At 34.6% G+C, this 13,541-nt stretch carries 16 protein-coding genes and 1 riboswitch; of the genes, 7 read left to right on the forward strand and 9 right to left on the reverse strand.

Annotated elements, in window-relative coordinates; all coding sequences use genetic code 11:
• Positions 1-370: 370 nt before the first annotated feature.
• From QNH24_RS10035 to QNH24_RS10070, 8 genes are all read right to left on the reverse strand, one after another.
• On the reverse strand, positions 371-1,309 hold the full coding sequence (locus QNH24_RS10035) for an NlpC/P60 family protein (RefSeq protein WP_283871918.1): 939 nt from the start codon (positions 1,307-1,309) through the stop codon (positions 371-373).
• A 342-nt stretch (positions 1,310-1,651) separates the two neighbouring features.
• Positions 1,652-2,014 carry a VOC family protein gene (locus tag QNH24_RS10040; protein WP_283871919.1) on the reverse strand — a complete coding sequence of 121 codons (363 nt, stop codon included), beginning with the start codon at positions 2,012-2,014 and terminating at the stop codon, positions 1,652-1,654.
• A gap of 830 nt (positions 2,015-2,844) precedes the next feature.
• Complete coding sequence (locus QNH24_RS10045) at positions 2,845-3,237, reverse strand: DUF5367 domain-containing protein (RefSeq protein WP_283871920.1); 393 nt, start codon at positions 3,235-3,237, stop codon at positions 2,845-2,847.
• A gap of 19 nt (positions 3,238-3,256) precedes the next feature.
• A complete protein-coding gene (locus QNH24_RS10050; protein WP_283871922.1) occupies positions 3,257-3,829 on the reverse strand; it encodes a TetR/AcrR family transcriptional regulator in 573 nt (190 codons plus the stop codon).
• 250 nt (positions 3,830-4,079) lie between these two features.
• A complete protein-coding gene (locus QNH24_RS10055; RefSeq protein WP_283871923.1) occupies positions 4,080-4,661 on the reverse strand; it encodes a TetR/AcrR family transcriptional regulator in 582 nt (193 codons plus the stop codon).
• A gap of 17 nt (positions 4,662-4,678) precedes the next feature.
• Complete coding sequence (locus QNH24_RS10060) at positions 4,679-5,389, reverse strand: MBL fold metallo-hydrolase (RefSeq protein WP_283872796.1); 711 nt, start codon at positions 5,387-5,389, stop codon at positions 4,679-4,681.
• Positions 5,390-5,802: 413 nt separating this feature from the next.
• Positions 5,803-5,982, reverse strand: coding sequence for a hypothetical protein (locus QNH24_RS10065; protein WP_283871924.1), 180 nt, complete (start codon positions 5,980-5,982; stop codon positions 5,803-5,805).
• A gap of 330 nt (positions 5,983-6,312) precedes the next feature.
• A complete protein-coding gene (locus QNH24_RS10070) occupies positions 6,313-6,858 on the reverse strand; it encodes a hypothetical protein (RefSeq protein ID WP_283871925.1) in 546 nt (181 codons plus the stop codon).
• Between the two features lie 314 nt (positions 6,859-7,172).
• Here QNH24_RS10070 and QNH24_RS10075 point away from each other — a divergent pair, with 314 nt between their 5' ends.
• From QNH24_RS10075 to QNH24_RS10085, 3 genes are all read left to right on the forward strand, one after another.
• Positions 7,173-7,910 carry a hypothetical protein gene (locus QNH24_RS10075; protein ID WP_283871926.1) on the forward strand — a complete coding sequence of 246 codons (738 nt, stop codon included), beginning with the start codon at positions 7,173-7,175 and terminating at the stop codon, positions 7,908-7,910.
• A gap of 381 nt (positions 7,911-8,291) precedes the next feature.
• Positions 8,292-8,480 carry a hypothetical protein gene (locus QNH24_RS10080; RefSeq protein ID WP_283871927.1) on the forward strand — a complete coding sequence of 63 codons (189 nt, stop codon included), beginning with the start codon at positions 8,292-8,294 and terminating at the stop codon, positions 8,478-8,480.
• Between the two features lie 416 nt (positions 8,481-8,896).
• A complete protein-coding gene (locus QNH24_RS10085) occupies positions 8,897-9,379 on the forward strand; it encodes a hypothetical protein (RefSeq protein ID WP_283871928.1) in 483 nt (160 codons plus the stop codon).
• A 102-nt stretch (positions 9,380-9,481) separates the two neighbouring features.
• Here the strand turns inward: QNH24_RS10085 and QNH24_RS10090 are convergent, their stop codons facing one another.
• Positions 9,482-9,688, reverse strand: a complete 207-nt coding sequence (locus QNH24_RS10090) for an SHOCT domain-containing protein (protein WP_283871929.1) — start codon at positions 9,686-9,688, stop codon at positions 9,482-9,484.
• Positions 9,689-9,799: 111 nt separating this feature from the next.
• A riboswitch (cobalamin riboswitch) is annotated at positions 9,800-9,991 on the forward strand.
• A 30-nt stretch (positions 9,992-10,021) separates the two neighbouring features.
• On the opposite strand from QNH24_RS10090, the gene QNH24_RS10095 reads away from it, so the two are divergent.
• From QNH24_RS10095 to QNH24_RS10110, 4 genes are all read left to right on the forward strand, one after another.
• Positions 10,022-10,144 carry a hypothetical protein gene (locus tag QNH24_RS10095; RefSeq protein ID WP_283871931.1) on the forward strand — a complete coding sequence of 41 codons (123 nt, stop codon included), beginning with the start codon at positions 10,022-10,024 and terminating at the stop codon, positions 10,142-10,144.
• Positions 10,145-10,206: 62 nt separating this feature from the next.
• Positions 10,207-10,383, forward strand: coding sequence for a hypothetical protein (locus tag QNH24_RS10100; RefSeq protein ID WP_283871933.1), 177 nt, complete (start codon positions 10,207-10,209; stop codon positions 10,381-10,383).
• Between the two features lie 176 nt (positions 10,384-10,559).
• Complete coding sequence (locus QNH24_RS10105) at positions 10,560-11,921, forward strand: PepSY-associated TM helix domain-containing protein (RefSeq protein WP_283871935.1); 1,362 nt, start codon at positions 10,560-10,562, stop codon at positions 11,919-11,921.
• A 170-nt stretch (positions 11,922-12,091) separates the two neighbouring features.
• A complete protein-coding gene (locus QNH24_RS10110; protein WP_283871937.1) occupies positions 12,092-13,540 on the forward strand; it encodes a sensor histidine kinase in 1,449 nt (482 codons plus the stop codon).
• Position 13,541: the final 1 nt, after the last annotated feature.

A 13,541-nucleotide genomic window follows, 5' to 3' on the forward strand; every position in this document is an offset into this window, starting at 1 on the left:
TGAAATTTTGTATCAAAATGAAGCCTAAGCAATAAATAGGATTGTAGCCTCAAATATCTTCTGTGCGAAAGAAAATCGACAGTGAGGCCGACTCGTTGTTGCTGTTGCTATCTTTCGCACAGATAACTTGCCATTGGACGTGAAATTTGTCTCTTCGTTCCACTGGCGTTGGAAGCGGGTCATACCTCGCTCAAATAAATTATTCATAGACAAAAACTTTGCCATTAAATATTACCTCTGTCATGTTTTTTAACGCTTAAAAAAAGAAGTACCCTCGTGGAGGAATACTTCTTTATATAGTTATTCTATAGTATCAACTAAAGAAGATTATAACCTTTTGTCATAGTCTTTCACTCAAATTGAATTGTTGTTAATTTGAAAAAACACGTTTAGCAGTAATATAATGCTTATCATAATAATCGACGAACATTACTCTAGTAATAATTCCATTTGAATTAGGAATCATAATACGATAATCTCCTGCATATATGCCTACCATTGAAGGTGTTTGAGATCCTGGGGTACTATTAAAGAATACTAAATCGCCTTTCTTTAAATTTGAACGTGAAACCGTAGTTCCTAATTTCATTTGCTCTTTTAAATTGGTTGTACCAAGTTGTACACCACTTTTACGGTAAACATACTCGACAAATCCAGGGCCTGTAAAACGGAGATTTTTTTCATTAATCGTTGAACTCATCGTCACTTTATCTTTATAGCTATAAGCGTTTTCGACAACTTTATCACCCTTTGTTGCAGGGTTAGCAGAAAGTAGGGTAGGTAAGACTCTGCGGGCTGTTACATAATTTTCTGTATAATAGGGTTTGCTGTTTAAATCAGAAATTACAATGTTCTGTTTAGAATCAGCCATGTGAATGATTTTATTATTCCCAATATACATGCCTACATGATCAGGATCAGTACCAGTTTTTTTACTTTTAAAGAATAATAAATCACCCTTTTGTAGTTGATTTTTAGCTACATATGTTCCTTGTTTCATCATATAATCTTCATTGTACGTTGCAAGATCGACACCATTTTTCTCAAAAATGTACATCAAAAATGAAGCACATGAAAATTTATATGGATATGTAGGCTTGTATACCGTATTGCTGTATGTTGCCTTTCCAATTAAACTTTTACCAGTTTGAATTAGTTGCTCTGCCTTTGCAGCAACAGCCTGTTGATTGTTGAGATTATTAATAGTAGCAGCTTCGACCTCTATTGGCTGAACAGCTGGCTGTACCATTCCTAATGTAGTAAAACCTATTGATAATGCTAGTGTAGTGCTTAAAAATCGTTTATTCATGTTGTTAGTTACCTCCTAAAGCTAATGCTAGGATTAATCCTATTTTGGCTCGCCATTGGAATTAATCGTAGCATGAAAAAGCAAGGCTTCTTCGAGGTAAATGTTACCACGCATTGCTGGTAATTGCCCTAATAGCTTGATATAAAAGGCTTCATCGCTGGAATTTACAGTTTCATTACAAATGTTTCAATAGGATGTATTGATCTTCATTCAGCCATTGTTTTTTGTATCGAAAGCATAGCGGCAGCTACATTTACGCCAAGGCGAAATTGATTTTAATTTAGCATCAATTGAAATGTAGCATATAGAAAGCAGCCAATTGTAAACTGGCTGCTCGAAAGGTTATAATTGTTGAATCATTTCCACACGATTTCCGAAGGGATCTCTAAATTCAAAGCGCTCAAAATTTGGGATTGGAATGGATTCAATTATTTCTATGGAGTGCGCTGCTAATCTAGCTTTCCAGAATGTTATATCTTCAACTTGGTAGGCAATATGAGATTTAGTTGTGAAGCGATTAAAGCCTTCCTCTGTTCCAACATGCACCTCCATATTTCCTACTTGCAGCCAAAATCCACCTCTTCCTTTTAAGGAATTAGGTTTTTCAATCTCTTTCAATTCTAAAACCTGACAATAAAAATCCCTGCCCTGTGCTTCAGCCCCTTGTGGTATGGTAATCTGAACATGATGCAAGCCAATAATCATTTTTTTCCCACCTTCACATATATAATTTTATCTTCATTCAGCAGAAGACTCCCACCTCTACAGGTGATGAGATGGTTTCAGTGGGTGTCGAAACACCAACTGAAATAGCGGAACTCAGTCTATGAATGCCACGTCCTGTGGCAACAACTGAGTGCCAACATCGTGTTGCTGCCGCTACGTTAGCACTACGCTTTCGCACAAAAAACATCATGTTGCTGCCGCTACGTTAGCACTACGCTTTCGCACAAAAAACATCATGTTGCTGCCGCTGCGTTAGCACTACGCTTTCGCACAAAAAACATCATGTTGCTGCCGCTGCGTTAGCACTACGCTTTCGCACAAAAAACATCATGTTGCTGCCGCTGCGTTAGCACTACGCTTTCGCACAAAAAACATCATGTTGCTGCCGCTACGTTAGCCTACGCTTTCGCACAAAAAACATCGTGTTGCTGCCGCTGCGTTAGCACTACGCTTTCGCACAAAAAACATCATGTTGCTGCCGCTGCGTTAGCACTACGCTTTCGCACAAAAAACATCGTGTTGCTGCCGCTACGTTAGCACTACGCTTTCGCACAAAAAACATCATGTTGCTGCCGCTGCGTTAGCACTACGCTTTCGCACAAAAAAACATCTGTTGGCCCAAAGCCCCCGGCGGATGTCACGAATTTTCAAAGGAATGAATTGTGCAGGCACAATTTAAAATCCGGACGCATTGGTTATCTGTGCGAAAGCGAAGCGACAGCAACAAATGTTTTCTGTAGCGAAAGCAAAGCGACAGCAACAATTACGCCAAGGCGAAATTGATCTATAATGACTAATTCTAGAATGATTTAATAAACCCTTTTAAATTGTAGTCGAAAGGGATTTTTTGCACATCCAGTAAGTATAATCAAAGCGTATGCCCATAACAGCCACGAGGCAAAAAAGCGATCCATGTCTGCTGATAAATTGGTGAAGATTTTATCAAAATATAGTAGGACAATAGCATCTATTAGCATACCAGGCAGTGCAATATAAATGGCTGCTTGTAAACGTCTTATGCCTGTGCAATTTTTTATTGAATAAATAGGGATTGTCACCATCCAAATTACCGGAACGACAAAAAGATATGTACACATAATAATTAAAGGGTGCTCAAGCGTAAAAAAGAATGGACCAGCGAGTCTAAAAAACGCGCTTGCTGCTAGCCAAATAAAAAATCCCCAGAGCAAAAAGAATGGCATTGTTTTACCTCCTAAAAAATTATTTTCCTAGCTGATAAAGTGTAATGACTATTTTTTCGAGTTCTTCATAAAACTGATCGATTGGAAAGTCCTCTAGCACCATGACCTGCAAAGCCAAACCATCCATTAGCGCATTAAAGAAAATGCTCCAACTCTCCAACGAGACACCTTTTATTGGTGACTTTTCCCATAGCTTTGTAAGAGCTTTGAATAGACTTTCATTTTCAGATTTTAAGATATCAGCAATTTGCTGTTTAATGGAGGGATTATTAAAGCCGATAACAATCAAGGTGAAAAATAGTTTATGATAAAAGACATTATTTTCGTAACGGCTCTTTGCTGATTGAAGTGCAATTTGAATAAATTCTTTGCTTGCTACTGAAAGCTCGCTCCAGGAATCTTGACAAATGCTTTGGATAATTTCAAGTAAAATTTGCTCTTTCGTTTTAAAATGATAATAAATGGTGCCTTGTGTCACGCCAGCTTGCTCTGCAACAGCCTTCAATGTGAATTTCTCAATACCATTGTGGACTAAACATTGCTTGGCTGCTGTTAATAGCTCTGCTTTTGCTATACCTGTTGGTTTTGCCATTAAAATTCCTCCTAGTTTAATTAGTTAGTTGAATAACTAACTTTAAAATATCAAAAAACTTATTGATTGACAAGTGGAAAGAACATTAAAAGTGACGGATAGACTAGCCAAAAAGATGGATAGAACTACAATATTGAAGGATAGTAGTATTGCAGCGGCAAAAACCCTTCACTAGCAGGTACAACAATCTGCATTGTAATTAAAAACATGACTTCCTTGAGAGGTCATGTTTTTCCTATCACTTAGTCATTTATTTGCCTTCATTAAGCGTAACTGCATGAATGCCCTCAATAAAGGTATTTAATAAGATTGAAAAGCTTTTATTGAAATCAAGGGGCATACCGAATCCTCCCATCTGTTCAATAGAAGTGAATCCATGTAGAATACTTCGTAATCCTCTGACCATATGAATCGCCATTTCTTCTTGCAAATTATAGGCATCTAGCACTTGAAGGACTAGTTGTACAACAGATCTTTGGGCCTGCTGTAATTCTTGATCGTTAGAATCAGGAAAGCGAGTGCTAGCATCATATAATCCGGGATGCTCTCGAACAAATTGAATATATGCTTTACTAATTGCACGAATGGCATCATCACCTGAACGTCCAACTGCAGCTTGAAGCATATATTCATTAAGTTTTTTTACACCTTGAATGGCTAACTTCTGCCTCAATTCATGTAATCCATCAAGATGGTTATACAAAGAAGGCGGTCGCACGTCCAATTTTTCTGCTAATAGTCCGATTGAAAGTTGGTCCAATCCTTGTTTATCAATTATATCCGTTGCTTTTTTTAAAATAATAGATAATTCTAATTTCATACGACGGGACATTATTTTCATCTCCTATTTTATTTGTAAAAAATTTTTTCTGCTTCGGCTATCGCTATTTTTAAAAGCTCCTGTGGTTGCATCAACATCTTTCCGTGTCCCACAGCAAGTAAACTTGGGTTTAATTCGCTTAATTTTTTTGCGCTTTCAAGAGCCGTATTTTTATCCCATGTAGCTAGGGCAGGAAATGGGAATAACGGATTCATCATACCTGATACAACTAGCTTTCCTCTTGTTATGAGAGCATCTCCAGCAATTAAACTTTGATTACGTGTATCGAAAAGAGTGATGGAACCAGGGGTATGACCTGGTGTTGAAATCACTTCTAATGAACCAACACGATCACCTTCTTCCAGTAATAAATCCGGTTTGGTTTTAATATTTTTGGGAAGGCCTCCTCGGATGGGTGTGTTTTTTTCATTTGGTAGTAAGGTACTAATCCCTTCCAACAATAAAGCATCTCTTGAAGAAATGCATACCTGACTAGCGGGTAATAATTCTTTTAACATATCTAGTGCTCCTATATGATCACTATGTGCATGGGTAATGATAATTCTTGTAATCGGTTTTCCGATTTTTTTTGCTGCATTGATTATACTTTTTGTACTATAAGGCAGTGCTGTATCTATAAGGGTAAGCTCGCTTTCTTCTTCTACAAAATAACAATTAACAGGAAATATTCTTGGCATAAATGACAATTGAAACACCGTACCAATATTCGTAACTTTCATTTTAGACAATACCTCCTTCGAAAACTAATTACATTTCAATTTTAACTAATAGTATTAGTTTTTGCAATATTTCACCTTTAAAGAAGAGAAAACGAATCAACCTTTACTTTTATTTGCAATTAAAAAATGGAACTTTCGGATTTAAATATGTAATTTAAATTTCCATATTAAAATTAAAAGGAATAGTGTGCAAGTAACGCCACTATTAGACACTATTAGTAGAATATTAAAATCTTTTGGAGGTGTTTTTTGTTTTTTTGTGGGAAATGAGATCCTATTAGAAGTTTTTAATATGGGGCGCTATTTTTGCTTGCTGAGTGAGATAGTAGTATGACTGCATATTATGACATATTTTTAATCCACATAAAGGTAGCTGGAGAATAACCATTCGTTTTCTCCAGCTACTTTTTTTGTTAGGCTGCTTTCTTACTGCTTTTCTTTTTATCTTTTTTGTTAGCAGCTTTCTTTGCAATTTTTTTCTCAGCTTTTTTCTTCGCTAACTTTTTCTCAAGTTTCTTTTTGTCAGCTTTTTTCTTTGTTTTTTTCTCAGCTACAGCTTCTTCATTTTTGTTTTTCTTAATTTTTTTTGTCATGTTTAATGCACTCCTCTGATTTGTATTGACGCCTTGTAAAAAGATGTCTATATACATAGGGTATATTAAACATAAATGGAATGCAAATATATTTAATGTAAAATATTTACAATCAACTGTTTTTATGTATAGTTTATGAGATTTTTAATGGAAAACGTCCAAAATAATAAAATTTCGGACGCACTTTTCTTGTATGCAATTACATGCAAGCTAGTCAGCAAGACGTGATTGATAAAAGTATAAATTTGAAATAGATGACGAGTAAGGTAATGAATTTGCCCTATACATTAGGTAACACGAGGCTTCTTTGATTAATTTATAAAAAATTGTTCATTCTTCATTTCCAAAAATATTCAAATTATACTTTTCTGAAAGAGATTTAATAAGATCCCATGATTTATCTAGTTCACGTAAGGAATTTTCATACTCTTCTTTAGCATTTTGTATAGGAACTTGATTAATTGTATCGACTAAATTGGTAGTTGAAGAGTAATGATAGAGTTTTTTGGTTTTAAAATCGTCTATCGCATCATAGACTTCTTTTTCCTCTGGCGAGCTTGTTTTAGGATTGAAATCAATTTTAATATCTGAATAATTTGTTGCATCTTCATAGAATACTAGCTGTTGTGCAAGAGTTTCTTTTATTTCATCACTAGAATTTAGAAATGAGTGAGTTTGTGATTCATGTAAATTAATCAAACTAATAATATTATTCTCTTCTATGTTTTTATATTCCCATTCTACTTGAATATAGTCTTTTAAATCAGCAATAAATTGATCATCGAAACCTGTATCATTTTCTTTACTACAAGCAGATAAAACTAAGATAATGAGTAAACATATTAATAGTAGTATTCTGATTTTATTACATTTCATATGTATTCCTCCCGAAACATATATTTCCTCATATGGTAACATAGTCTTGAAATCAAAAAAAGTTTGTTTTTAACTTCTTTCAGTGAAGTCTCACACCTCAATAGGCATTTGTAAATTACCTTATTGAGCTAAAGGGTAGCTTTAGTTTTTAATTTGGAATAATAATAGAAATGGGAACAGGGAAATATAAATAAGATTCCGAGATTATGAGATTATATTACTTTTGTTGGATTTTTAACATTCGTTGGTAGAACATGAGATTACTAGTATATAATACTAAGATTATGTTTTTTTAAAATACGAGGGGGAGAATAATGAGAAAATTTTTTATTGTGTTACTAGCAGCATTTGTATTTGCAGTAGTAAATCCAACAAAATCAGAAGCAAAAGTAATGTATGATGGAGCAGAGGTTGTAAAAGACCAAACAGGAAAAATGACCTTTAAAAAAGACATCAAGGTATACAAAAAAAATTCGGATGGTACGTTTGATTCGTTAGTGGTAAAGCGAAATAACTTCTTTAAAACGTATGATATTGAAAAATATGATGGCAAAACATTCTACCAGATGGGGCAATATCGGGTACAAGCAACAGATTTGGTAGTTTTCAAAGAAGTACCAATAAAAATTCGTTCATCTTTCTATAACAATCCAACTTATATCATTATTAATCGTGATGGTATTTATGGTGCCGGATCTTATGGAACGTGGTTCAAAGGAAGCGATGGGAATATTTCTATTACAAATAATGGACAACTACTTTCATATTGCTCTGGCGGTAAGTGTTATCAGTATCCTGGTACAGACATTAAAATCGCTGAGACAATGTCGAGAAAAAGAGATGTACTTTTTGAGCTATCAAAAGATGCAGGTGGGAAAAGTACTCCATTAAATGGAGCTAAATCTGAAACAATGCATAAAAAGGGGAGTATTGTAATTTCATGGGGTGAGGAAATTAATGGCTATCTATTTGTAGGTGTGGATGTAAATAACGCTCACGGTGCGAATGTTTGGATTCCGGTGAATTCATTAAAGCCAGTTGGAGATAAATGATAGATTATGAATTATATACAGCTCTCTTATTGATTTGATAAGGGGGCTATTTTTTATGGTTGGTTAACATGAATAGGATGTTTGTCGATGTGTAGGGCTTGAGGTAGAGAGTAGAATAACTGCTAGGAGTAATGTGAGATACCAGTTTAGTCAATAAGCAATTTTTAGCATTTAAGTCTACACATAAAGTATGTGGTACCAAAATTATTTTATGCATAAGGAGTAAATATTTTGAATACATGAAGCAACAATTTTTAATGTGGGGATGATGTTGCCTTTAGAGTATCAACAATAATAACCCAAAAAATGTGCAGTATAGTATTAGCCTGATTCCCAATACTAAACCTGATTCAAAATATTTAGCATAAGGAGGCTTTTTTAATGAGATTTCTTACATGGGGTGTAATTGGAGCTGTTATTTTGGGTGTGGCTAGAGGATTTCAAAATGGTAATCTTCAACAGTTCACAAATAATATTTCGAATAAATTAAATCTGCAGAATGCTCAACAAATGACTCAGCCATTACAAGCTGTAGCTAATAATTTAACTGGTAATTCATCAAAACAATAAGTTAAAATAAACAATTGCTATGAATGAGGGGACTGATATTATTCATCAGAATGTATTCATAGGAATTGACTTTACATATTTTAGTATTTACTCGTTAGGAATAATTTAGACAATAAATTATTTTAACTTCGGTTCAAGGAATCGAACCATGATTTAATTGTAGACCGTATGCTTCCATAAAAAATATGTAATTGTTATTTATTATCTATGAAGGACATATGATGTTACAATACTAAATCGAGTAGGGGTTTGCAGGCAAGCTGGTATTACTTTGGGTGGCGATTGGTTAGGTAACATTGACCGTCCACACTTTGAAGTTAAACTATCATGGAAGATGCTAACAGGTTATAAAGCAATTGTTGCACTTAATTTAACAAATCATCATACTATTAAATTAGAAAGAAGGAGATTTACTTATGGCAGTATTAAAAGACTACTCTAGTAAACCAAATTGCGAAGTTGAAATAAATTTAAAATTAGTCAATGATTCAAGTGTGAAATTCTGTATTTATTTCAGAGCGGGTCGAGATTTTCCCGAGGTACATAAGGAAATTGCCTGTTTAAAGGAAGATTTTTTCAAATTGTTAGAAGATTTGAAACTTCTTGATAGTATTCATTTGAGTATTTTAGAGCCTAAAGATCCAGGATTGAGTATTTACCATATCCCTCATTATGGAAATTATTTTTATCCCCAGCACGGTTTTCTTCAAATTCCTGAACATGAAAGAATTGAATCGGAGACTCGTTATAAATTAATTTTTGTATTAGATGCAAATGAAAAGTATCATTTTGGCCCAAGAGAATGTGGTCCGGCATTTTGTCTAATAGTAAAAATGGAACAAATAATTGAATTTGTAGAAAGTTTAAAGTCAGAGGTAAATAATATTTATAGTGCTTAAGCAAGAAAATTTATTTAGTTACATACAAAAGACCAGCAAATCTTATTTAGGCGAGCTGGCCTTTTTTAGTTGTAATGAAAAAAGCCACTAATTTTGAGTGACCTAGATTCCTAACAATTGCTTTTTCTTCGCGTCAAATTCGTCTTGTGTTAAAATTCCTGCATCTAATAAATCCTTTAATTCGCGGATTTCGTCAGCAACATCGTACATATCCTTTTCTTTTGGAGCTACAGCTGGTGCAGAGGAAGTTTCCTTTTGTATTGCCTTAAAATTTTCAATAGCTTTCTTAATTTCAACAGCAACATGCATTGGTACATTATCGATTACAGCTTTGTTTCCAGTAGATATGATATCTATAGATATTAGTAATCTATCTGGATTGTGTCAGTGCACACAAACCTTTATGGTATAATAATAAAAACGGAATAATAAGATAGAGGTACAAATTGGATTTTTCGATTTGTTTAAAAGGGAAGTTCGGTGGGAATCCGACGCTGTCCCGCAACTGTAAATGGGAGCACGTTTCAATGGACCACTGTTACGTATTGTAATGGGAAGGTGAAAGGTGTGATGAACATAAGCCAGGAGACCTGCCTTTATCTAGTACAACCAAAAAACCTACGAGGATAGGGGGTGTTGAGTGTGACTAGAGAAATTCTCCTGCATGCTCATAGTACGATGATTGCAAAACAGGTAGCTTCTATGTTTAATAGAAAGCTTTTTTCACCATGGCAATCACTGTATTATGTCGTGTATTTGTCATAGTAGACATCTTTCTGATGAGGGAAAGATGTTTTTTTATGTAAAAAATTAAAGGAGTGGTCCACATGAATCCACAAGTCGTTGAATACTATGAAAGCTTATTAAAATTTGAAATTATGCAAGAGCCTTATGCTGCAAAACCACTAAAGGAGCTTGTTGAACAATATCTTGGACATGATGGCGCACATGAGCAGTCTATTTTAGCTGCATATGCCAATGTTATGAAAGAATTAGTAGGATAGAATATTTTTTGGGCTACCTTGCAGCTGTTTGAGGTAGCTTTTTTAATGGTGTAAATAATAATAATACCAATTGGAATACATTTGTTTGTCATAAAACCGCCTTTAGTACTTCATTCATATTTCACTTTTTATTTATATAATTAATCTGCTATAAATAGAGAAATAGGAGATTAATTATGAAAAATTTACTTTATAAAAGATTTTGGCGACTGCATTTTTTCGCAGCACTTTTTATTACGCCATTGCTTCTATCACTAACATTGAGTGGAATTGGTTATCTTTTTTTCACAGATATTGAGAATCAGTTATATGATGATTACTTCTTTGGCAAAAGTCATAAAGAAGAGGTCTTAACAATTGATGAAGCCGTAGAAAAAGCAGAAGCTGCATTTGCAGGATATTCTACTACTAAAGTGATTATGTTAGAAGAACCATATAATACTCGTTTAACATTATCAAATGGGAAAGAAGAGAAATACGTATTTTTAGATGACAATAATCAAATGGTAGGCAGTCAGGATGCCAATTACACATTTTCTAATATTATGAGAAATACGCATAGCTCCCTATTTATTGGTGGTACATTTGTCAATTATTTAGTAGAACTAGCGGCATGCTGGACGATCTTTTTATTACTGTCAGGACTTTATATGACCTTTAAAGGGAATTTATTGAAAAAGCCCAAGTCTGAAAATAAACGACAAAAAAGTAAAAGATACCATGCGCTTGTTGGGACGATCATTACGATTCCAATGGTGATGTTCATTTCTACAGGGCTTTTATGGTCTGCCTTTCAAGGTTCGATACTTGCTGATATAGCGTCAGAAAGCCCAACTTTCGGTTACCCATTATTACAGCAAAAGCCACCAACTTCTGATGTGTCTGAAATTCCATGGGCAACCCGTCAATTAGAAGCACCAACATCTGAGGGTGAACATGCTCAGCATCATGGTGGAGGCGCTGTCCGTTATACAAACGACAACCAAATTTCGATCGCTAATCTTGAAAAAGAAATTACTGCCATGAATATCGCCAAGCCTTATTCGATTATTTATCCTTCAAATGCTGAGGGCATCTATACAGTAGCAAAGGCTAGTAACTCTGGTGTAACAGGTCTCGATGTCAAGCCCACAGAAGAAGCAACTATGTATTTTGATCAATATAGCGGCAAGTTTATTGATCAAGTTAACTACGAGGATTATGGTATGTTGGCTAAGTTCTTTACATGGGGAATTCCTTTACATGAAGGTCACTTGTTCGGATGGCCAAATAAGTTATTAAACCTTGTTGTCTGTCTAGCCTTTTTAGCAGTGATTGCATGGGGAATTCGCACATGGATTTTACGGAAGAAAAAAGGGGAGCTATCTGCGCCACCACAAATTTCTCATAAAATTTCAATACCTTTCGTTAGTTTCCTCATACTTTTAGGAATTTTAATGCCATTGTTTGGTGCCTCATTGATTGCTGTGGTGTTGATTGAATTCATAATCTTAGGCTGGCAAACAAAGAAGAAATTAAGAGCAGAAGAGGTTAAATAAAAATAATATTTGATACGGCATTGCAGAGAATGTGCCGTATCTTTTTTTCGTTAGAGAGCGGAATACTATATTATTGATGAATTGTTTATAGATTTTTCAGCATGATTTTATAAAGTTTTAAGATTTGTATGATACATTGCTAATAGTTTCAGTATATTGGGGGAATGCCTATGTCCATTAAAACAAGGTTTTTGCTATCTTATGTAGGGGTAATTATTATTGCTATCACGCTTTTATTAGCATCAGTTTTTCTTTTTTCCTTTGCGATAACAGGTGATGTCAAAGCAATTGAGCATTTTTACAAAAAATCCTATGTACAAAAGCCTTTAACAACAGTAGAAGAAAATGCTTTTCTCGATTTAAAATTACTGGCAAAAAATAATCCCCTGCAGCTATTAGACATCGAACAGCTACAGAAAATAAATGCACCATCCATTGAAACCGTTGTGCGAAAAGATCATCAAATTGTTTATGCATCACAGAAAGATCATGAAAAATTATTGCTAAAAAGTTTACCAGGTTTTGAAGCAACCAATATTAATTCACGCGACACAATTATGATTAATCAAGCATTTTATACGTATGTTAAGTTCGATTTTTATTTTCCTGACAAATCAGAGGGGAGTATTTTTGTTTTGAGAGAGGTTAGTTCCCATGCGGAATTAACACGAGAGCTTTTACCTATTCTTCTAGGTATTTTATTTCTATTATTTATGATGATTATTGGCTTATTAAATTATCTAGTATCTAGAAGTATCATTAATCCAATTACAGCTTTAAGGGAGGGTGCTGAGCGAATTAAATCAGGAGACTTAGATTTTGAAATTACTTCTGGCTCGAATGATGAAATTGGTCAGCTCAATCGATCATTTGAGGAAATGAGAGTAAAGCTAAAGGAATCCGTCAAACTTCAGCTTCAATATGAAGAAAATCGCAAAGAATTATTATCAAACATCTCGCATGATTTAAAAACGCCCATGACCTCAATTATTGGTTATGTAGAAGGGATTAAAGATGGCGTGGCAAATACAGAGGAGAAAATGGATAAATATTTAACAACCATCTATACGAAGGCAAAGGATATGGATTTATTAATCGATGAGCTCTTCTTATTTTCTAAATTAGACTTAAAGAAGATTCCTTTTCAAATGGAAAGTGTGAATCTTCATCAATATATGCACGATTATGTGGAGGATGCTAGCTTTGACTTTATTGCAAGAGACATTCATATACAATATATATCAGCGGGTTCAGCTCTTTTTGCCATGGCTGATCGTGATAAATTAAGACGAGTACTGTCAAATTTATTAAGCAATAGTGAAAAATATATGGATAAACCATACAAGCAAGTTATTATTTCTCTGCATGAGCAAGTAGAAGATGCAATTATACAAGTAACAGACAATGGTATGGGCATAGACCCGACAGCTTTACCGTATATTTTTGATCGTTTTTATCGTGCGGAGCCCTCTCGAAATTCACAAACAGGAGGCAGTGGTTTAGGGTTGGCTATTGCAAAACAAATCGTGCTTGAAATGGGTGGCGATATTTGGGCGAAGAGCGAATTAACAAAGGGGACTAGCATATTCATTTCATTGAAAAAGGCTGAGGAGAGGTGAG

Source organism: Lysinibacillus pakistanensis, assembly GCF_030123245.1.
Taxonomy (GTDB): Bacteria; Bacillota; Bacilli; order Bacillales_A; family Planococcaceae; genus Lysinibacillus; species Lysinibacillus pakistanensis.

What these genes read in the sequence shown, in the direction of transcription:
- QNH24_RS10035 (WP_283871918.1), bottom strand. Translation starts at nt 1,309, where the DNA reads ATGAATAAACGATTTTTAAGCACTACACTAGCATTATCAATAGGTTTT.
- QNH24_RS10040 (WP_283871919.1), bottom strand. Translation starts at nt 2,014, where the DNA reads ATGATTATTGGCTTGCATCATGTTCAGATTACCATACCACAAGGGGCT.
- QNH24_RS10045 (WP_283871920.1), bottom strand. Translation starts at nt 3,237, where the DNA reads ATGCCATTCTTTTTGCTCTGGGGATTTTTTATTTGGCTAGCAGCAAGC.
- QNH24_RS10050 (WP_283871922.1), bottom strand. Translation starts at nt 3,829, where the DNA reads ATGGCAAAACCAACAGGTATAGCAAAAGCAGAGCTATTAACAGCAGCC.
- QNH24_RS10055 (WP_283871923.1), bottom strand. Translation starts at nt 4,661, where the DNA reads ATGTCCCGTCGTATGAAATTAGAATTATCTATTATTTTAAAAAAAGCA.
- QNH24_RS10060 (WP_283872796.1), bottom strand. Translation starts at nt 5,389, where the DNA reads ATGAAAGTTACGAATATTGGTACGGTGTTTCAATTGTCATTTATGCCA.
- QNH24_RS10065 (WP_283871924.1), bottom strand. Translation starts at nt 5,982, where the DNA reads ATGACAAAAAAAATTAAGAAAAACAAAAATGAAGAAGCTGTAGCTGAG.
- QNH24_RS10070 (WP_283871925.1), bottom strand. Translation starts at nt 6,858, where the DNA reads ATGAAATGTAATAAAATCAGAATACTACTATTAATATGTTTACTCATT.
- QNH24_RS10075 (WP_283871926.1), top strand. Translation starts at nt 7,173, where the DNA reads ATGAGAAAATTTTTTATTGTGTTACTAGCAGCATTTGTATTTGCAGTA.
- QNH24_RS10080 (WP_283871927.1), top strand. Translation starts at nt 8,292, where the DNA reads ATGAGATTTCTTACATGGGGTGTAATTGGAGCTGTTATTTTGGGTGTG.
- QNH24_RS10085 (WP_283871928.1), top strand. Translation starts at nt 8,897, where the DNA reads ATGGCAGTATTAAAAGACTACTCTAGTAAACCAAATTGCGAAGTTGAA.
- QNH24_RS10090 (WP_283871929.1), bottom strand. Translation starts at nt 9,688, where the DNA reads ATGCATGTTGCTGTTGAAATTAAGAAAGCTATTGAAAATTTTAAGGCA.
- QNH24_RS10100 (WP_283871933.1), top strand. Translation starts at nt 10,207, where the DNA reads ATGAATCCACAAGTCGTTGAATACTATGAAAGCTTATTAAAATTTGAA.
- QNH24_RS10105 (WP_283871935.1), top strand. Translation starts at nt 10,560, where the DNA reads ATGAAAAATTTACTTTATAAAAGATTTTGGCGACTGCATTTTTTCGCA.
- QNH24_RS10110 (WP_283871937.1), top strand. Translation starts at nt 12,092, where the DNA reads ATGTCCATTAAAACAAGGTTTTTGCTATCTTATGTAGGGGTAATTATT.